Origin of the sequence: Treponema sp. (assembly GCF_017430385.1) — a bacterium.
GTDB lineage: Bacteria > Spirochaetota > Spirochaetia > Treponematales > Treponemataceae > Treponema_D.
Genome location: NZ_JAFRNB010000131.1, coordinates 83793 through 102502, shown reverse-complemented (window position 1 = coordinate 102502; position 18710 = coordinate 83793). Strand labels below are relative to the sequence as shown.

Genomic DNA, 18710 nt, shown 5'->3' with positions numbered 1-18710 from the left:
CAGATTGCACAGGAAATAGGAAAAGTTCCGGTACTTTCTTTTGGAAACAGTGGCGGGGATGCTGCAATGCACAATTACTGTCTTTCAAATCCAAAATATAAGTCATGTGCTTTCATGCTGATTGCCGATGATGACGAAGATGACCATGCAAACCGCGAAAAAGCTTTGAAACTCGGCGAGCAATGGAAACAATCTGGCTATGTGGTCATTTCCATGCGCGACGATTTCAAAACAATTTACGGCGAAAACGTAAAGAAAGTTGACTTTAAGTTTTAGCCTGATTTTCAGGGCCGGGATTGCTCGCTAAAAGCGGATCCTAGCCCTTAATTTCCTTCACGGAATTATCATCGTTCAAAAGGACAATCTTCGGCTTCCAGCTGTCGGCGTCTTTTTCATCAATCTGAGTGTAGGTCACGACGATGATTTTATCCCCCGGCTGGGCAAGACGAGCCGCAGCACCATTAAGGCAGAATTCACCCTTTTTGCCAGGAATTATATAAGTTGCAAGGCGAGCACCATTATTGATGTTAAAAATCTCGACCTTTTCCCAAATATGCATCCCGGCCTTTTTGACAAGCTCCGTGTCAATAGAAATAGAGCCTTCATAATCCAAAATTGTCTGAGTAACAGTAGCCCGATGCAGTTTAGATTTCAAAACCTCGATATTCATACAATCTCCTATGAAAATTAACCACAGATGTCACAGATTACACAGATTAGAATTTTATTATAAGAAAATCTTTCGGGTTAAAACGAGAAATTTTCGTGTATCAAAATTTTTTAATCTGTGCCATCGGTGTAATCTGTGGTTTCTTATTATTTATTCAGTTCCAGTGCGATTCTCAGACCGTCCAGAACTAGCTGGCTTTCAACACGGTCGAAAAGCCCGGATTCTTTGAACAGGTTTGCAAAACCGCCCGTTGCAATCACGATTGGTTTTTCTCCGTGGAACACTTCTTTTGTGAAGCGCGAAATAAGCTCGCGGATTGAGCCGAGAGTGCCGTAATAAAGACCCGACTGAATCGCCGTTACTGTGGAATTTCCGCAGGCTCGTTCTGGCTCGACAATCTCAACGCTTGGAAGCTGGGCCGTACCCGAAGAAAGAGCGTGCATCATCATGTTGATTCCCGGCAAAATCGCGCCGCCAAAGTATTCATTTTCTTTTGTGATAACATCGACCGTCGTTGCCGTTCCCATGTCCACCACGATGATATGATTTTCGAGTTTTAACGAACTTGCTCCGATTGCAGCCGCAATTCTGTCCGCACCGATTTCACGAGGATTCGAGTAGCGCAGTTTGAGGCCGGTTTTGATCCCGGAACGAATCATGAGCGGCTCAATTCCAAAATATTTCACGCAGGCACTTGTGAGAGCGTAGTTCAAAGATGGAACGACAGAACAGAGCGCAATGTCCGAAATCAGTTTGGAGTCAATTCCGTTTTCGCGAAGCACTGAACGCAAAAAAATGCCAAGTTCGTCCGAAGAAGTGCCTTTTGTGGTGGCGCATCGGAAAGTGAGCACGATTTTTCCGTTCCTGTAAACGCCTCCAGAAAGCTGAGTGTTCCCGACATCAAGTGTTAAAATCATAAAATCTCCTAAAATCAACCACAGATTATGTGTTTTAAGGGGGAAAGCCTTTCCCCTGTGCCACACTTCGTTGTGGCACACCCCCATCTACGGGGGCTACCCCCGTAACGCCCCCAAAATCATATCTGACATTTCAGAATTTGTTTTGCCAGTTGCCACACATTCGCCATCGGATTTTAAAATCTTGAAGGGATGTTCCTCTTTGGTAATTTCAGACAAATCATTGTACACAACAAAATCAGCTCCGCTGTGACCGAACAATTTTGTGACCGCACGAGTTTTTTCGCTTTCGTCCGCATTGTTGGTCAGCTTAAAGCACACGACCTTTGCGTTTGCGTTGCCACCGAGCTTTGCCCATTCGTGCAGATTGTCCGCGATTTTTGGGGATGCTTTGAAAGTCACAGTCATTTCACTTCCTGAGTGAAGCTTGGGAGCGTTTTTGCCCGCCTTTACGGTTTGACCGCCAATCGTAATAGTGTCCGGCACAAAGTCGCTCACCGCTGCCGCATGAATCACAGCATCGTAGCAAGAAGGAGTAAGCTCGGCTTTTATTGCTTTCGCAAGATCTTCACCAGTCTGAAAAAAAATCATTTTAATAGAAGAATCTTGTGGTTTTATCGCGTTTTCTGCCGTAATCAAAGTGACTTCATTCCCTTTGCGGGCCAATTCATCGGCAAGAACGGCACTTGTCCGCCCCGTCGAAGAATTAGTCACCACGCGAACACTATCAATGTACTCACGGCATCCGCCGCCTGTAATTAGTATTTTCATAAGTTTTTTTATTGCCACACCAAGCGCACTCGTTGACGCGCTTGCTTAGATTCGAAATTGCTACGCAATTTCAGACTAAGAAATTAAGAACTTTATATATTGAGTTTCCGTAGGAAACTTGAATCAGTGTGACTATTTTAAATTCTCCCTTATAAAATCAAGCGTTCGCTCTGGTGAAATCAGTTTTCCCAATCCCACAGATCCGCAGGCCAGCCTTCCTTCTTCGGTCGGAAGAATTTTCGTTCCCCATGATTCCAGCTTTTTGAGATTTTCCTGTGTGGCTGGATGTGCGAACATGTTTGAGTTCATTGCAGGAGCAAGAAGAACTGGCTTTTCAAAATTGTTCGCAAGGAAGGTTGCGCCAAAAAGATCGTCACTCAGGCCAGATGCAAGGCGTGCGATGCAGTTCGCGCTTGCCGGGTAAATGATAATCAAATCTGCCCAGCTTTGTGCGAGCGTGATGTGCGGAATGCAGTCCGGCTTTCGCGCGAACATGTCAGGCGTGAGAGCTTCGCGGCGGCTCAAGCCCTCAAAAACTGCTGGCTGCAAAAACTTCAAGGCTCCGCAGCTCATTGTCACCTGAACTTCAGCCCCTTGCTTTACCAGAAGGCTCGTAAGCTCGCAGGCTTTGTAGCATGAGATTGAGCCTGTCACATGAAGTAAAATGTGCTTGTCTTTCATAAAATCGTCTCCTTCAAAAAACGGCTCCCAGTCGTGGAAACGGCTTATCGAAAACGCAGGCTAGCCTGCTACACGCTGTTTGTGCTTGTAACTATATACGTTTGCCGCTTACGCGGCAGCACAAACAGAGTGTTTTCGTAAGCCGTTTCGCTCCTTCGCGCCGTTTTTTGCATTAGCTGTGATTATTAAAATCAATCACCTTTCTACATTATCAATCAATCGGACTTCTTCGAGGAAGACTGCGGCATAGAGTCTGTTGTCTTTGGCCGTTACGTAGTCTACTTTGAAGCCGGCTTCTTCCAAAGCTTTTGTGATTTCAGATTCGCTTTTGCCGCTTGCCAGAATTTCGTGGAAGCGCGGGGCAAGGGCGAGCCCTTCTTTGCTCAGCTTGCGGTTTCGGCTTGAAATTGCAAGGCCGTTGGCTTCACGCACGATCGGGCATGGAACAAGCTCAACGTCCATGAAGAATGCCTTTACCATGCCGTCCAAAAGCTTGTACTGCTGATAGTCTTTTTCGCCAAAATATGCCTTTGTTGGCTGCACAATGTTCAAAAGCTTCATTACGACTGTGAGAACGCCGTCAAAATGCCCAGGTCGTTTTGCTCCGCACAGCTCGTGGCTGAAATCTTTTTCTGTGAGCATGTATTTGTAGTCATCCGGGTACATTACCGGGTAAGTCGGTGCAAAAAGATAATCAACTCCGGCTTTTTCAAGCATGGCACAGTCATCATCAAAGTTTGCAGGATAAGTCTCCAGGTCTTTTTTGTCGTTGAACTGAGTCGGGTTGAGATAAACGCTCACAACGCTCACTTCGTTCTCAGAAATCGCGCGTTTAATCAAAGAAAGATGTCCGTTATGAAGACCACCCATTGTCGGCACAAATCCGATTGTTTTTGAAGCAAGAGTTTTTCTCAATTCTTTAAATTCTTCTGGTGTTTTTATAATTTTCATAATTTGTTCTCCCAAAATTATTAACCACAGATTACACAGATTACTCAGATTTTTTTATTATAATCTGTGACATCTGTGTAATCTGTGGTTTTTATTTTGTAAATTGTTCTTCCGCATTCGGGAATGTTTTATTCTTACAGCCTTCGTCGTATTCGTTCAATGCTTTTTTGACAAGTTCTGCTCCTTCGATGAAGTGGCGCACGAATTTTGGCTTGAATTTTGAGAATCCCAGCATGTCGTGAAGAACGAGAACCTGTCCGTCAACTTCGGCACCGCCGCCAATTCCAATAATTGGAACAGAAACAGCCTTTGCCATCGCTGTTGCGACTTCAGAAGGAATACATTCCGCTACGATTGCAAAACAACCTGCTTTTTCGAGTGCGATTGCATCCTTAATGAGCTTTGCCTTTGCTTCTTCGGTGCGTCCCTGAACTTTGTAACCGCCCATCGCGTGGTAAAATTGTGGAGTAAGCCCCAGATGCCCCATGACAGGAATTCCAGATTCAACGAGATGCGAAATCAGCTCAAGGTTTCCGTCTGCACCTTCGATTTTTACGGAATCAGCCCCGGCCGCAATCAGCTTGCCCGCAGCCTCTGTGCCCCTCTCAAGACCGAGCCTTGTGCTCAAAAAAGGCATGTCCGAAACCAAAAATTTGTTTGGAAGCCCGCGGTGAACGGCCCTCGTGTGAAGTGCCATTAAATCGACTGTGGCGGGAATTGTGGTTTCTTCGCCGTGCATGACGTTTGCAAGGCTGTCGCCCACGAGAACGCAGTCAACGTTTGATTCGTTTACAAGACATGCCATTGTGTAATCGTAGCATGTCACCATAGAAATAACTGATTTTTCGGCCTTCCGCTTTGGGAAATCCGCTGGTGAGAGTTTAGTCATAGTACCTGCCTTTAGGTCAAGTCTAAGATAGAAATTGTGTAATGCTTGTGCGTAAAAAACGGCACATTGATGTTAAAGGTCAATTTTCTCAACGAGAATAACTGCCATGCACACTAATATATAGAAAGAAATGTTTTTGTACAAGAAAAAAAACTTATTTCCTACAGATCTTCGTCTTCGTAATCTTCGAAATCTTCATCTTCATCGTAATCTTCATCATCTTCAGCATATTGGTTCAAAAGTTCGTATAAAAAGGCATATTCATCATCTTCTTGTGCTTTTGGCTTCCCGGTCTGTTCAATATCCTCAAAATCCTCATCATCTTCAGCAGAAATGCCTGCACCGATATCGCATCCTTCAAAAATATTCTTCATGTAAATTGCGTTCGCCTTGTTTTTATCGTCAGCAAAAATGAAAACCTGCCCGGCCTTCTCGCTCGGAACGAACCCTGTCATGAAAAATAGGTCTGTATCTCCGGCAAACAAATCTACAACTTTAATGGAATCTTCCTTGCCAGCCTTCAGTTTTTCAAAATCAACGAAAGCAAGATAATAAATATGCTGTCTGTATTCCGAAGAATAAAGCGAGATTGTCAGAAATCCATATTTGCCATCGCCTGAAATTTTTCTGAGTGAAATTGTGATGTCTTCTGGATTTTTAAAATAATCTTTCAGATTGATTTTTTTGATTTCAGAGAAATTTTCATCCCAAAAAACGATGTATTCCTGATGCTTTCCAGAATCTTCCTTGATTAAAATAGAACCAATTCTGTTTTTCATGCTCAAATCTGCGGAAGAAACATTTTGGGCGGTCAGAAAATCTGTGAATTTGTGTTTTTCTTCTTTTTGCTTTGCCCAGTCATAAACAAAATAGCGTTTTTTCCCGTCAGAAGTTTTTTCGCTGGCAATAAATTTATTTTTGTCTTCACTGAATTGCTCAAAAAGCTTAAAATTTCGCCAGTCCGTGATTTCGGGGCGTTTAAATTCTTTTTCGCTGTGCTCATAGATGAAATATCCTGCCTTTTCGTCCATGTTGAACTCGACGAGAAGCCTGTTTTTGTCGAGCGGGAAGAGGTCGCTCACATAGCCTTTCCATGAAAGAACCGGGATTATCGAATTCTTTATGTTTGTGTCCGCATTGTAGACATGGAACATCTGCGATGAAGTTGTGTAGATAAAGCCTGTGTCACAGTCCGCGTAAAGGAATTTGTCTAGCCGTTCCCTTGGATATTCGCACAAAGTTTTCTGGCGCAAAAATCCTTTTTCGTTGAAGCTCAGAACGCTGTATCTTCCCCAGCCATCGACCGTGAGCGAAGAATTGTCTTTCCATGGAACGATTTTCCAGAAAATGTCATTTTTGAAAGAGCGTAATTTCGGGTCTATTGAATCATTTCGGATGAAAATTTTTTTTGCGGGAAGGGCGATTGAAAGCGTGTTCAAAGCCAGGATTGAAAGGACTGTAAGGATAACTTTTTTCATTTAATTTCTTTTCTCCGTGAAAATCCTAGCATTTTTATCGCGAAAGTTCTAGGACAAGAAATGCTGGCTTAAACTGATGATTTTCCTGCATGTTTTTTGAAAAACTTTTCCAAAACATATAGACCATACTGCGTATTTGTTTTATATTCACTTTTACATCATTAGTATTTTTTGGTGAAACATTGATTTAGGTGGTATTTCATGTTTAATCGTGAGGACTACATTTCTGATTCAGAATGGAATCGGTTCTTAGAGTTTTCAAAGGATTTGGAGACTCCCAATGTTGTGATTAATCTCAAACAGATTAAGTACAATTTCATCAAACTCCGCGATTCTTTCCCTTATGCGCACATTTATTATGCTGTCAAATCGAATCCGGGGGAGCCAGTGCTCAAAATGCTTGCAGAGCTTGGTTCAAATTTCGACATCGCTTCACGATATGAGCTGGATAAAATCATGGCTCTTGGCGTTACAGGCGACAGACTTTCTTACGGAAACACAATCAAAAAAGCAAGAGACATCAAGTATTTTTATGATAATGGCGTCCGTATGTTCGCAACTGACTCAAAGGACGACCTCAAGGCAATCGCCGAGAACGCTCCTGGAAGCCGCATTTATGTCCGCATGTTAATGGAAAACACCCAGAGTGCTGACTGGCCTTTGAGCCGCAAATTCGGTTGTCATCCGGACATGGCTTACGATTTGCTCGTTATGGCCCGTGAGCTGGGGCTTACTCCTTACGGTGTTTCATTCCATGTCGGCAGCCAGCAGCGCGATATTGGTGCATGGAACGATGCGATTGCAAAAGCTTCTTATTTGTTCTCATCCCTCGAAGAAGAAGAGGGCATCCGTCTTTCAATGATTAATATGGGCGGAGGTTTCCCTGCTCACTATATTCAGCCAACGAATGAGCTTGAAACTTACGCTTCGGAAATCACCCGCTATTTGCACGATGACTTCGGCGATGAAATCCCTATGATTATCCTTGAGCCTGGCCGTTCTCTGGTCGGTGACTGCGGAATTCTCACCAGCGAAGTAATCCTTGTAAGCCGCAAGAACAACACTGCATTGCAGCGCTGGGTTTATCAGGACTCAGGAAAATTCAACGGCCTTATCGAAACTTTGGACGAGGCTATGAAATATCCGGTCATCTCATCAAAAGACGGTCCTGGAGTTAAAGAAGGCGAGGTAATCCTTGCAGGCCCGACCTGTGACAGTGCGGACATTATGTACGAAGACTTCAAGTACAAGCTCCCGCTCTCGCTCAAAGCCGGCGACAAGCTCTACTGGCTCACGACAGGCGCATACACCAGCACCTACGCCAGCGTAGAATTCAACGGCTTCCCACCGATAAAGACTTACTTTATGTAAGTTTAAGTGCCTGCTTTTAGCGGGCATTTTTTTTGCTTTTTTCGGAAAAATATGATAAAATTATTGCAACTTTCTTCAATAAATAGTGTCTAAGATTCTGAGACACAACGCTTTTTGCGTTTTTATGAGGTTTTTGAAAAATGAATTTTTATTCTGACTATGTAGAAGGTGGAAAGGTTTACACAAATTACGAGGACTTAAAAAAGAATTTCAAAATCAAAGTCCCACAAAATTTCAATTTTTCTTACGACATAATTGACCGATACGAGGAACTGGAGCCGAACAAGCGTGCTTTGGTTTGGTGCGATGATTCTGGTGAAGAGAGAATCTTTACATTCGCCGACATCGCTCGCGAGTCTCGCCGAACAGCAAACTATCTCGTATCAAAAGGAATCAAAAAAGGCGATGCGGTCATGCTCATCTTGCGTCGCCGCTACGAATTCTGGTTCTTTATCACGGCCTTGCATCGAATCGGAGCTATTGCTGTTCCTGCCACAAACCAGCTTTTGCAGAAAGATTTGGAGTACCGCACAAACGCAGCCCAAATCAAAATGATTGTATCTTACGACGACACAATTCAGGAAGAAATCGAAAAGGCTCTTCCGGCTTCTCCAAGTGTAAAATCTTTGGTGACAGTCCAGAGTGATCGTGAAGGCTGGATTTCATATTCAAAAGAAATTTCTTCTTTCGGAACGGAATTCCCGCGTCCACAGGGCGAGCTTGCAACTCACAATGATGATGTCATGCTCCTTTACTTCACTTCGGGCACTTCCGGCTATCCAAAGATGGTTCAGCACAATTTTGCTTATCCTCTCGGTCACATCGTCACAGCAAAATACTGGCAGAATGTAATCGATGACGGCCTTCATCTCACGGTTGCTGAGACTGGCTGGGCAAAATCAGTCTGGGGCAAACTTTATGGTCAGTGGATTTGCGGTTCGGCAGTCTTTGCTTATGACATGGTTCAGTTTAAGCCGGGAATTATGCTCAAGAAAATCTAGCAGTACAAAGTCACAACTTTCTGTGCGCCGCCGACTGTCTACAATTATCTTGTTCGTGCTGACATCAACAAATACGATCTTTCATCACTTAAATATCTTGTTACGGCAGGTGAAGCCCTTAATCCTGAGGTTTACAAAAAAGTCTACGACGCTACAGGACTTAAAATGTTTGAGGCTTACGGTCAGACTGAGGCAACCGTTATGGCAGGCAACTTCCCTGGCATGGAACCAAAACCGGGCTCAATGGGAAAACCGGCTCCAGGCTACGACATTACAATCGTTCGCCCTGACGGAACAAAATGCGATCCAAAAGAACCTGGCGTTATCGTTGTAAATCTTGAAAACGGCCGTCCTTTCGGTCTTTTCACAGGCTACTATCACGACGAAGAAAAAACAAAGTCAGTCTTTGAGAACAACAAATACCTCACAGGCGACACAGCGTATTACGATGAAGACGGCTACATCTGGTTCATCGGCCGCAACGACGATGTAATCAAAAGTTCCGGCTACCGAGTATCACCATTCGAAATCGAAAGCATCTTGCAGCAGCACCCGGCTGTTCTCGAATGTGCCGTAACAGGAGTTCCAGACCCGCGCCGAGGCCAGGCAATCAAGGCTACAATCGTACTCACAAAACTCTACGAAGCAAGCGAGCAGCTTAGAATCTCAATCCTCGACTGGATGAAAGAAAAAACCGCAAGCTACAAGCATCCGCGCATCATCGAGTTCGTAAGCGCATTGCCAAAAACAATCTCCGGCAAAATCCGCCGAGTAGAAATCCGCGAAAACGACCAAAAAAAAGATGAAAAATAAACCACAGATGTCACAGATGAACACAGATTATATATTTCATACAAGATAACTCATCGTATTTTACGAAAGATTTTCACATATGAAATTTTTAATCTGTGGTTAAATTTTAAAAGTCTATTCCTTGATAATAAATGCCTTGCATGGATGCAAGGATAAAGCAAGGAGAGAAAATTCTGTTTGCCGTAAGGTGAACAGAATTTTCTCGTTAGAACAAAAAATACATGGATGTATTTTTTGTTCTTAAAAGTCTATTCCTTTCAAAAATCTTTCCTGGAATTCTGGGATGCCTGCCAGATTGATTTGAATTGCTTTTTTTGCCAGTGCTCTTGCTTTGTCTCGGAGAATATTTGAGAAGAGCAGGGCACTTGCTCCTGAAAGAGCCGCGTTCCCAAGCTGAATCGTTCGCTTTTCAAGCTGTGGCGGCAAAAGTCCGATAGTCGTTGCTTCACTTAAGTTGATTTTTGAGCCGAACCCACCCGCAATGCAGAATACCGGCGTTTCTTCGACATGTTCAAGTAAAAATTCCAAGCCTGTTTTGACCGCAGATTTTGCCAGCTGTAAGTTGCGGATATCCTGCTGAGACAGATAAACTGCCGGAGTCAGCTCAATGCAATAAGTTCCGTCGCCGAGTTTTGATTTTTCACGCGTAATTTTCCCATTTTTATCGATATATTTGTTTTTGAGCATGACTGCCGCCGCGCTGATTAAGCCTGTGCCGCACAAGCCACGCGGATTTTTCTCGCCGATTGTGTGATAGTTGAGCTTTTCGTGCATATAAGTCACTTTGTCGATTGCGCCCTCAATTGACGGCATTCCGCAGCTGATGTTTGCGCCCTCGAATGCTGGTCCCGAAGCCGCCGAAGTGCATAAGATTTTGCACGGCTTGTCGTCCTGTTCCGGAACATAAAGACAAAGCTCGCTGTTTGTGCCGATGTCCGCAAGAAGAAGCGGTGCCGTGATTTTTGATTCCCATGGACGGAGCGTTTGCGGCAAATTTTTGCCACCTGGAACCGGGAAACCGGCCGCGACCATTGAGCAAACTGTGTCCGCGCCGATAAATGCACCGACACAAGGCGGAAGATAGACTTCAGTTGATGATGGAATTACGCTTGATTCAAAAATCTGGATAAGTTCGGGCGTTGGTTTGTCCAGCTCAGGACTGTTTTGAACGACATTGCCTTCGCGGATTTGCCCCCATGTCGTTTCAATGTCAAAAAGACTTGCCGGCGTAAAAGGAGCAGCCGCCATATTGTTCACAGATGCCGCAGTCAGAAAACTGAGCATGGTTGTGTTACCTGTGATTACGATTGACTTGACTTGCGGTTGAAAGCCACGCGGAAGTTTTGTGCCAGCCTCAAAAATAGCCTTTGAGAACATTTTTTCGAGCTGCCGGATGATGCAGTAGTGAAGGGCAGATGAGCCTGTTTCGATAATTGTTGAGGAGCCTGTAAGCGGCGGACGGACGGCAAATGCAATGCGGCGGATAATGTCGTAACCGTAGCGAACCTGATTGTTTTTTTCAGCGACTGTCACAAGATGCTTGCGGTGTAAAAGCGACCAGACGCTCACCGCAACGGTTGTTGTTCCAATATCTACGGCAATTCCAAGCTCTGCTGGCGAAGTATTAGATTCTTGCTGCTCTGGAATCGTTGGCATAGTTCCCTCTGTGACAATTTGCATATAAAAAGAATACACCCAAAGAGTCGAATTTTCAATAATAAATTTCTGAATAAATCTTATATAATAGAAGACTTATTTGTGTTTTGTGAGCCTTAAGACGACCGTGAAAAGATTGTCCCTTGAGCTTCCGCGCGGCATACTTTTGATGCTTGCCACAAGTACCGGAGCGAAGGAACTCAGGTGATATGAAAAATCATAGCCGAGAGAGAATTTGAATCCGTTTCCCCAGTTCGTGCTTTCATGGTCTTTTTCGCCTTCATAAGAGAAAAAGTCCGTTCGCCTGCCCAAAGCATAGTCTACCGAAGCAAAAAGTCCGCCCAAATTCGGATAAACGCGGAATCCTGCAAGAAAAGCGTAATCAATAAGATAAACATGATTCGAGCCGTTCCAACGCAAGTCAAAAACACTGTCACCGCCGAACGCAAACATAAGATTCTCATTCATCGGAAGAAGAAAAGCCGCATCCGTCGCGATAATTGACTGATTCTTGTCCCCGATTTCATTGTTTCTGTCCTTTGTGTCCGAATCCCTGTAAAAAACATAGCCCGAACCGATTCCAACCTCAAAACCGGCCGTCGCAAAAGAGGGAAGTGTAAAAAAAGCAAAAAAAAACGCAGAAATCAAAAAAATCTTTTTCATAAAACTATTATCGGCAAAAAAACAATTGGAATTTAGAAATTGGGCGGTCCGGCACAAGTGCCGTCGGGCTTTTCGGGGTTGTCATTCGCTACGCGAACGGCTGTCGCCGCCCCGCCAAGTAACGGAGTTACGATGCATCCCTACCGCGCAGTTACCTTCCCGTTTGTTCCGTCGAAAATCCTTTTTTTGAAGTTTTCAAAATCAGATTCCGCAATTTCGCCTTTTATCGTGATATTTTCTCCGAAATCTTCGTTCGTTCCGTAGAGCGTGAAATTTTCAAAAATCTTTTTTACGATCTGATACTGCTGATAATCACACACGAGCGAGAATCCTGATTTTTCGACCAGTTCCTCAAACTCTGAGACCGCAAGCACATTCTTAACACCGTCGCCATAAGCATGAACAAGCCCGCCTGTTCCTAGCAAAGTTCCGCCGAACCATCTGGTAATCGTAACGAGCAGATTCGTAGCCCCGCTTCCTTTGAGAACATCAAGCATGGGTCGGCCTGCTGTTCCACCCGGTTCCCCATCGTCGCTCATCCCCATGATTTCGGCATTCTTTCCGCAGATAAAAGCATGGCAGACATGAGTTGCATCAGCATATTTTTGTTTCTGCGCCTTAATTTTTTCGCGCACCTCGGCCTGAGACGAAATCGGAAAAAGTTCCGAGAGAAATCTGGAGCCTTTGATTGTTTCTTCTGCTGAAAAATAGCCTTTTGGAATTTTCATAAAATTTGCTTCCGTTACTCAAGATAAGCGGCGAATACCCAGCCGTCAGCATTTGTGTTCGACTCGCCTTCTTTCAAAGAGTCATCATTGACTTCCTGGACGAGAACCCAGTTGGATTTTAGCCCGTCAATTGTGTCATTTTTTCCTTCTTCAACAACCTTTACGAGCGTTCCTGGATTGAATGTATAGAATGAGCTTGAGTCTGCGCTTTGTGAAGTACGAATTTTGAGCCTGCAGATTGTAGTCGCATAGTCGCCTTCTTTTAGGATATGGCTTTTTCCTTGTGGCTCGCAATGTCTTGTCCATTCATCGTTATCATCAGTGAATTTATAGTTAAATCTATAGAGGTTGTTTTTATCCTGTCTGTTGAAGCTCCATTCATTCCGTTCAGCGTCTCCATACTCATTGACTTGGTAAATATAGTGGTAAAGACCGTCCTTGCCGTAATAATGATAGCCTGTTCCAGAAGGTCCACCGTCCGTGTCACAATAAACATATTCCAAAATTTTTCCAAGCCGAGCGGCATTATCTTTTACCTCAATAGTGTAGATTATTTTCGAGATGTTTCCGCCGCCCATTCCGCCGTGGAACTGATTGTCTTCCAAAAATGGAATCGGGTGTTCCATGTTGAGCGGATATGCAAGAGAAAGTCTTCCGTCGGTCTCAATTTCCAGTTTGTAGCTTTTCCCGTTATTGTCGATGTAATTCGCAGCGAGCATCCTGTAGCCGCCTTGTAACTCTGCCTCATCATAAATTATATAAGAATTAAGAGTTTCATCAATTTCTTTTCTTGAAGGAGAAACCCAGCCGTCTTTTCCTGCGTGCGGGGCATTGCTTATTCCTGAGTTGCAAGCACTCAATGCCTGCTGATAAACAACTGACATGCTTCCGCCGTTGCCGTCACTTACCTTGCTGATATTTCTCCTGCTCGTGATGTCCAGACCGCGGATTATACCTTCGCAGGTGCAGGTAATATTATCTTCTTCATAGAAAGCATCGCAATAATAAAGCGGATAAAGTGTGCTCATATTGCCACCATAACCGATTACGCAAGAAACCTTTACTTTTGTTCCGGCCGGAATGATTGTTAAGGCTCCGACCGGATCCGCCGCCACCGCCTCTCGATAAAAAAGACAGTCCTGGATAGTCACAGCATCCGTTCGTTTATAGTTCTCGCAGCAATAGTTTTCAAGAACCAAATCGAAGGTATTATAGCTGGATTCCCATCGCCAGCCTGTGTAGTCTGAAATATAGGTGTTCCCGTCATTGTCGTTTTTAGGGAAAAAGTCAGCCTCATAGTATTTATTATCTTTTATATAAGAAAGAATTTCATTGTAAGAAAGTGGCGAATCTTTTTTGAGGTAGCCGCCGAATACCCAGCCGTATTCTCTTTCAAACGCGTCAGCCCATTTTTTGCGAGGCAAAAGAATTTTTACCCATGCGGAAGTGATTCCGTCGATTGTTACCTCTTCACCAAGCTCTTCGAGAAGAACATAGTCGCCGTGGTTTAAGTCGCACCGTCTTTCTGAATCAAGCCCTTGCTGTTTTCTGACTGTAAGGCCTGCTTTTGAATCGACATACATTCCTTTTCGCAACTTTCGGAACTGATAGAACGGAGCAAATGCCGGATTTTCATATTGCCTGACTTCGTACTCTTTGCCTGGGGCTGTCCTGAAATCACGGATTGCACAAGCATAAGCAAAATCAGAAGCAGCTTGAATTTTTCCTTCCTCAAAATCAATTTCGTAGGCACGGTTGGACTCATTGTTGAAAGGAAATAGAGACGAAGAACAATAATATGGTCTTTTAAAATTCATCTTATTATATTTCGAATCGCCATTACATGCAGAAAGTGCTGCAAAAACTGTTTCATGCTCTTCCCAAAGCTTATACAACTCGGCGATTGAAGGAAGATACCAGCCGTCTTTGTATGGCGTGCCTATGAGATGGCTTTCTCTGTCCTCACCATAATTTTGTGCGAACTTGAAGGCCTGATATGAAAATTCTTCTTCGGTGTCGTCTTCATCAATGAATTTCAGGAAGTCTTTGATTTCTTTGAAATTTTCAGTTCCGTCCAAATTTCCTTCAAAAGAATAACGGCCTTTTTCACCGCTTACTTCACATTGAATTGGTTCTATATTTTTATCATATATTTTTGAATCTTCATCTGCCCATGAATGGTGAGTTTTTCCTTCATGAACTAAGCCAATTCCCAAAACGCGTTCCCTGCCGTCATCAGAACATTCCGTTCCGACATAAAAAATCACGGCAATCGCATGGTGTTTTTGCCTTGGGTTAAGAGTCTTCCCGTCTTCCCATGCTGTCGCCGTTCCGTCCGAAAAAAGAATGTCGCCCACGCTGTCAGGAGCTGCCTTTTCGCCAATTGGAGTTTTTTCTTTGGTGTAAGTTATTGTTTTTGCCGGCTTTTTCGAGCATGAGGCAAGCGATAAAATTACCGCCGCTGAAAATAAAATTGTTAAAAATTTTTTCATGCTTCAATCTCTAGCTTTGGATGCAAAATCTCTTCGTACATCACAGGCACGGTTAGGTAAATCCGAACCATCGCCGTGTACATGTTAATGAAATAAATCATGTCGATGATGAAAACGAGAACTGAAAGCCCGGAAGTTTTGCTTTCCGGAATAAAATTGACAATAACTGCAAGAAAAACCGCGATGAAAAGCTGCTTTCCGCCCGCACGGAGCGCAAAAAGAATCAGTCGGAACACATTTTTGCGCATCATGAGGTTACTTTTTTTGAAAAGCTGAAGAAGGGACATCGAAGGATTGTCAAAATGAAGCTGGAAAACGAAAACAAATCGAATCAGAACGAAAAGTCCGAGAACGAAAAGCACTCCCAGAAAAATCCCAACCAAAGTGAGCATGTCCACGGCCACGCTCGAAAGAAGCTCCGGCTGACCTGCAATCTGGTCTGCGTTTTGAAGGGCTGAAAGGTCGATTTTATCAAAAGAAAAATCCGGATTGATTTTATAGAAGATAAATTTCGTGACAAAGCGTGCGACAAGCGAAAGAATGGCAATCAAGCCGCCAAAAGCTCCTATTACTTTGCCTGCTGGATTGAGCCGGCGGAATCCAATAAAAAGAAAGCCAAGATTTGTGTATTCCCGGCGGGTCATCTTTAAAAGCATTATCGCGAAGCCAAACTGAAAGCTGAGCCATACGCAGATTGCAAAAAAAGCGAGCAGAAAAGTCTCAGCCTTGACCACAAGAGGATTTGCTCCGTTAGACAGAAGCCTCATTACAGGTGAAAGAAGTGCAAAAGAAGCGAGCGTCTCCATAATCGACATGAGAAAGAGCGCGTACATGATTTTTCCGAGATATAAAGAAGATACTTGGTTTAATTTGACCATCAGTTGTTTTAGATTCATAGGACTAAGAGTAGCATATTTGTGAGAAAAATAACAGATTCTTTGAGCAGGAAGAAAAATGGATTTGCATGAAAAAATTGCACGAAAAAAGCCGCTCCAGAACGGAACGGCTTGTGTATTACTTTATTTATTCTGTTACATCAAATTGCTCAACATAAGTGAAAGTGACTTGTCGCTTTCCGATTCTCATATCGGCGAATTTGCCGTTTGAGTAGATGATGACCTCGCTTGCCGTATTGAGCCTCGTGTCAAGCAAAGTCCCTTTTAAGACAGTTTTTTCCGCATCAGGATCGGCTATATAGTCGTAGTCAAGAAAGACATATTTGTAGTCTTTGCTTGGTGTCAGGTAATCCATGGTTTGCTTTTTGCTGTTTATGTCGATGACGACTTTTTCGGTTCTTGTTACAGCCGTGAAGTCAAGGCTTTTAACCGTTTCAGCAGATGCAAATATGGTTGATGCGACGAAAACCGCAAATGTAGAAGCAAAAAGTTTTATGATTTTTTTCATAAAGCCCTCCTTCTGGTAATTAGAATCCTCGGGAACTCCCATATCCCCAAAAGATTCTGTAGTAACCAAGCTTCAAATACATTATAAGGCCGAATCCGCCAATTGTCCAATAATTTTTACAGTCCAAGCTCCAGCTGAACACCGTCAACCTTGATTGATTCGACCTCATGGGTGCTCAATCGGACGCCTAGCGTCTTTAAGCCCTTTTCTTCAAAATCCTGAGCCTTGAACTTCTCTTCGGTAACTTTGACCCGTGGCTTTTTGACATAATTGAGCGTGAATGTGAATTTTTCACGCGTGTCGATATGAAGCACTTCCATTCCGTCCGGAGCGAGGAAGTAGTCACGGTTCATAATCCAGCTTGGGATTCGGCACCGTTTGATTGAAGCGTAGCCCGTGGCCGGGTCGCGGAAAATAACCGTGAAAAGCACTTTTGGGAGCTTTTCCTTGTCGGCGATGTCGCAGAACCACATTCCTTTGTCGATGAAAAGTTTGTCAGGAACATCGGTGATTGCGTACATGCCGTTGCGGCGGACGCAGATGATTCGGTCGTACGGAGAGACTTTCATAAGCTCGTTTCCGCCAGAGACATTGATTCCCAGGTAACCTTTTTCGTCGTAGCGCAGGCTCTGGTCTGCCTTTGCCACTTTTTTGACATCCACGGCGTTGAAATTTGCGATTTGTGTGTGCCGCTCAAGCTCTTTGGCCGGGAATTTTGAGATTATTCCGTCGAGATATTCAATCGCGCAGTCGGTGAGGTGCTTAAGTTTGCGGGCGATTTCCTTTAACTTGGCGTTGATTTCCTTTACTTCGGCGCGGTTTTTGTTGATGTCGTAAAGAGAGATTCGGCGGATTGGAATCTGGAGCAAGTGCTCGACATCTTCTTTTGTGATTTCTCGGATAAGCTCGTCCTTGAAGGGCACGAATCCGTCAACAACAGCCTTGATAACAGCTTCCTGAGTCTTCATCTCCTCGATTTTTTTGTAAATCCGTTCCTCGATGAAGATTCGTTCGAGTGTGCGCAGGTGTAGCTTGTCGGTGAGCTGATCCCGCTCGAATTCAAGCTCGTCCTTGATGATTCCTGTGAGTTTGCCAGCGTAATACTTAATGATTTCGGTTGCCGTCATCGCGACCGGCATGTTGTCCTTGATTACGAGCATCTGACATGCGATTGATTTTTCGCAGTCGGTGTAGGCGTAGAGCGAGTCGATTACATCCTTTGAGTAAACGCCCCTCGGCAGCTTGATTTCGATTTCGCAGTAGTCGGTAGAATAGTCCTCGACAGAGCTGATTTTGATTTTGCCCGCCTTGTAGGCCGCGTCGATTGACTCCAGAAGTGATTTTGAGTCAGTATCAAGCGGAAGCTCGGTGATGATGATTTTCTTTTCGTCTGAAGTGTCGAACTTTGCGCGCGAGATGATTTTGCCGTTTCCATCGTTGTAATTCGAGACATCAATTAAACCGCCAGTCGGTGCGTCCGGGTAAATCTGGAACTTTTCACCCCGCAAGCATTTGATTTCAGCTTCAAGAACTTCCTTAATGTTGTAGGGAAGAATCTTAGTGCTCATACCGACCGCAATTCCCTCAGCACCCATAATCAGCGCAACTGGAATCTTCGTGCGGTAAACTTCCGGCTCCGTGCTCCGGCCGTCATAGTTCGGGATATAGTGGGTGATTTTAGGATTCGTGACGAAAAATTCTTTTGCCAGCGGATTGATTCGGCATTCAATGTACCTGCCGGCTGCCGCGGTGGCTCCTGTAATCAGGTTTCCGAAGTTTCCCTGCTTCTCGATGAAAATACTGATCCACTTGAATTTTGGGTCCCGCTGCGCAAAAAGCCCCTTGTTGGCCAGGGTTACTACAGCTCCGTAAATCGAAGCGTCACCGTGAGGATGATAGCGCATGGTCTGACCCACGACATTGGCGACCTTCTGGAACCGTCCGTCGTCCATCTCAAAAAGTGTGTGAATGATACGCCTCTGAACCGGTTTAAGTCCGTCCTCCAAATCAGGAATAGCCCTGTCACGGATAACATAAGAAGCGTATTCAATAAAGTTCTTGTCGAATAAATTTTTTACAAATGCCATTTTCTTTCCTATATTTTAATTTATAAAGGGGAATGTCTTCCCCTCGGCTACAATTCGTCGCTTTCGCTCCTCATTTTCGCCTACCCCTTCTGCGGGGAAATCCCCCCGCAACGCCCCCTGCGAATAAAGCGTATTCCA

At 44.2% G+C, this 18710-nt stretch carries 16 protein-coding genes and 1 pseudogene; 3 read left to right on the top strand and 14 right to left on the bottom strand.

Annotated features, from left to right (window positions below; all coding sequences use genetic code 11):
- Positions 1 to 276 (top strand): hypothetical protein (locus IJJ71_RS09850; RefSeq protein WP_296846675.1); only part of this gene is annotated, 276 nt, incomplete at its 5' end.
- Positions 277 to 316: 40 nt separating this feature from the next.
- Here IJJ71_RS09850 and panD read toward each other — a convergent pair.
- The 7 genes from panD to IJJ71_RS09815 form a co-directional block, all read right to left on the bottom strand.
- Positions 317 to 670 carry an aspartate 1-decarboxylase gene (gene panD / locus IJJ71_RS09845; RefSeq protein ID WP_296846673.1) on the bottom strand — a complete coding sequence of 118 codons (354 nt, stop codon included), beginning with the start codon at positions 668 to 670 and terminating at the stop codon, positions 317 to 319.
- A gap of 146 nt (positions 671 to 816) precedes the next feature.
- Positions 817 to 1587 (bottom strand): type III pantothenate kinase, encoded by a 771-nt coding sequence (locus IJJ71_RS09840; protein WP_296846671.1) that lies wholly within the window; start codon positions 1585 to 1587, stop codon positions 817 to 819.
- A gap of 96 nt (positions 1588 to 1683) precedes the next feature.
- Positions 1684 to 2358: a phosphopantothenoylcysteine decarboxylase domain-containing protein gene (locus tag IJJ71_RS09835; protein WP_296846669.1), complete on the bottom strand. Its 675-nt coding sequence runs from the start codon at positions 2356 to 2358 to the stop codon at positions 1684 to 1686.
- Positions 2359 to 2490: 132 nt separating this feature from the next.
- Entirely contained in the window at positions 2491 to 3039 is a 549-nt protein-coding gene (locus tag IJJ71_RS09830; RefSeq protein WP_296846667.1) for a flavoprotein, read from the bottom strand.
- Positions 3040 to 3234: 195 nt separating this feature from the next.
- Entirely contained in the window at positions 3235 to 3990 is a 756-nt protein-coding gene (gene panC / locus IJJ71_RS09825; RefSeq protein ID WP_296846665.1) for a pantoate--beta-alanine ligase, read from the bottom strand.
- Between the two features lie 91 nt (positions 3991 to 4081).
- Positions 4082 to 4879, bottom strand: a complete 798-nt coding sequence (gene panB, locus IJJ71_RS09820; RefSeq protein WP_296846663.1) for a 3-methyl-2-oxobutanoate hydroxymethyltransferase — start codon at positions 4877 to 4879, stop codon at positions 4082 to 4084.
- 161 nt (positions 4880 to 5040) lie between these two features.
- Positions 5041 to 6357, bottom strand: coding sequence for a hypothetical protein (locus IJJ71_RS09815; RefSeq protein ID WP_296846662.1), 1317 nt, complete (start codon positions 6355 to 6357; stop codon positions 5041 to 5043).
- Between the two features lie 201 nt (positions 6358 to 6558).
- Here IJJ71_RS09815 and IJJ71_RS09810 point away from each other — a divergent pair, with 201 nt between their 5' ends.
- Together IJJ71_RS09810 and IJJ71_RS09805 are read left to right on the top strand one after the other, a co-directional pair.
- The gene (locus tag IJJ71_RS09810; protein WP_296846661.1) at positions 6559 to 7728 is read left to right on the top strand and encodes a type III PLP-dependent enzyme; all 1170 of its coding nucleotides are present in this window, start codon (positions 6559 to 6561) and stop codon (positions 7726 to 7728) included.
- A gap of 140 nt (positions 7729 to 7868) precedes the next feature.
- Positions 7869 to 9542, top strand: a pseudogene (locus tag IJJ71_RS09805) (AMP-binding protein).
- Between the two features lie 240 nt (positions 9543 to 9782).
- Here the strand turns inward: IJJ71_RS09805 and IJJ71_RS09800 are convergent.
- From IJJ71_RS09800 to IJJ71_RS09770, 7 genes are all read right to left on the bottom strand, one after another.
- Complete coding sequence (locus IJJ71_RS09800) at positions 9783 to 11222, bottom strand: ASKHA domain-containing protein (RefSeq protein ID WP_296846660.1); 1440 nt, start codon at positions 11220 to 11222, stop codon at positions 9783 to 9785.
- 72 nt (positions 11223 to 11294) lie between these two features.
- On the bottom strand, positions 11295 to 11861 hold the full coding sequence (locus IJJ71_RS09795; protein WP_296846658.1) for a hypothetical protein: 567 nt from the start codon (positions 11859 to 11861) through the stop codon (positions 11295 to 11297).
- 140 nt (positions 11862 to 12001) lie between these two features.
- Positions 12002 to 12589 (bottom strand): YigZ family protein, encoded by a 588-nt coding sequence (locus tag IJJ71_RS09790; protein WP_296846657.1) that lies wholly within the window; start codon positions 12587 to 12589, stop codon positions 12002 to 12004.
- Positions 12590 to 12603: 14 nt separating this feature from the next.
- Positions 12604 to 15081, bottom strand: coding sequence for an SH3 domain-containing protein (locus IJJ71_RS09785; RefSeq protein WP_296846656.1), 2478 nt, complete (start codon positions 15079 to 15081; stop codon positions 12604 to 12606).
- Positions 15078 to 15977 (bottom strand): hypothetical protein, encoded by a 900-nt coding sequence (locus IJJ71_RS09780; RefSeq protein ID WP_296846655.1) that lies wholly within the window; start codon positions 15975 to 15977, stop codon positions 15078 to 15080. The genes IJJ71_RS09785 and IJJ71_RS09780 overlap by 4 nt, the downstream gene beginning before the upstream one ends.
- Positions 15978 to 16104: 127 nt before the next feature.
- The gene (locus IJJ71_RS09775; protein WP_296846652.1) at positions 16105 to 16485 is read right to left on the bottom strand and encodes a hypothetical protein; all 381 of its coding nucleotides are present in this window, start codon (positions 16483 to 16485) and stop codon (positions 16105 to 16107) included.
- Between the two features lie 116 nt (positions 16486 to 16601).
- Positions 16602 to 18572 carry a DNA topoisomerase IV subunit A gene (locus tag IJJ71_RS09770; RefSeq protein ID WP_296846650.1) on the bottom strand — a complete coding sequence of 657 codons (1971 nt, stop codon included), beginning with the start codon at positions 18570 to 18572 and terminating at the stop codon, positions 16602 to 16604.
- Positions 18573 to 18710: the final 138 nt, after the last annotated feature.

Bases quoted from the DNA above. Each gene is read 5' to 3' on its own strand.
- panD (WP_296846673.1), bottom strand. From the start codon at position 670: ATGAATATCGAGGTTTTGAAATCTAAACTGCATCGGGCTACTGTTACT.
- IJJ71_RS09840 (WP_296846671.1), bottom strand. From the start codon at position 1,587: ATGATTTTAACACTTGATGTCGGGAACACTCAGCTTTCTGGAGGCGTT.
- IJJ71_RS09835 (WP_296846669.1), bottom strand. From the start codon at position 2,358: ATGAAAATACTAATTACAGGCGGCGGATGCCGTGAGTACATTGATAGT.
- IJJ71_RS09830 (WP_296846667.1), bottom strand. From the start codon at position 3,039: ATGAAAGACAAGCACATTTTACTTCATGTGACAGGCTCAATCTCATGC.
- panC (WP_296846665.1), bottom strand. From the start codon at position 3,990: ATGAAAATTATAAAAACACCAGAAGAATTTAAAGAATTGAGAAAAACT.
- panB (WP_296846663.1), bottom strand. From the start codon at position 4,879: ATGACTAAACTCTCACCAGCGGATTTCCCAAAGCGGAAGGCCGAAAAA.
- IJJ71_RS09815 (WP_296846662.1), bottom strand. From the start codon at position 6,357: ATGAAAAAAGTTATCCTTACAGTCCTTTCAATCCTGGCTTTGAACACG.
- IJJ71_RS09810 (WP_296846661.1), top strand. From the start codon at position 6,559: ATGTTTAATCGTGAGGACTACATTTCTGATTCAGAATGGAATCGGTTC.
- IJJ71_RS09800 (WP_296846660.1), bottom strand. From the start codon at position 11,222: ATGCAAATTGTCACAGAGGGAACTATGCCAACGATTCCAGAGCAGCAA.
- IJJ71_RS09795 (WP_296846658.1), bottom strand. From the start codon at position 11,861: ATGAAAAAGATTTTTTTGATTTCTGCGTTTTTTTTTGCTTTTTTTACA.
- IJJ71_RS09790 (WP_296846657.1), bottom strand. From the start codon at position 12,589: ATGAAAATTCCAAAAGGCTATTTTTCAGCAGAAGAAACAATCAAAGGC.
- IJJ71_RS09785 (WP_296846656.1), bottom strand. From the start codon at position 15,081: ATGAAAAAATTTTTAACAATTTTATTTTCAGCGGCGGTAATTTTATCG.
- IJJ71_RS09780 (WP_296846655.1), bottom strand. From the start codon at position 15,977: ATGAATCTAAAACAACTGATGGTCAAATTAAACCAAGTATCTTCTTTA.
- IJJ71_RS09775 (WP_296846652.1), bottom strand. From the start codon at position 16,485: ATGAAAAAAATCATAAAACTTTTTGCTTCTACATTTGCGGTTTTCGTC.
- IJJ71_RS09770 (WP_296846650.1), bottom strand. From the start codon at position 18,572: ATGGCATTTGTAAAAAATTTATTCGACAAGAACTTTATTGAATACGCT.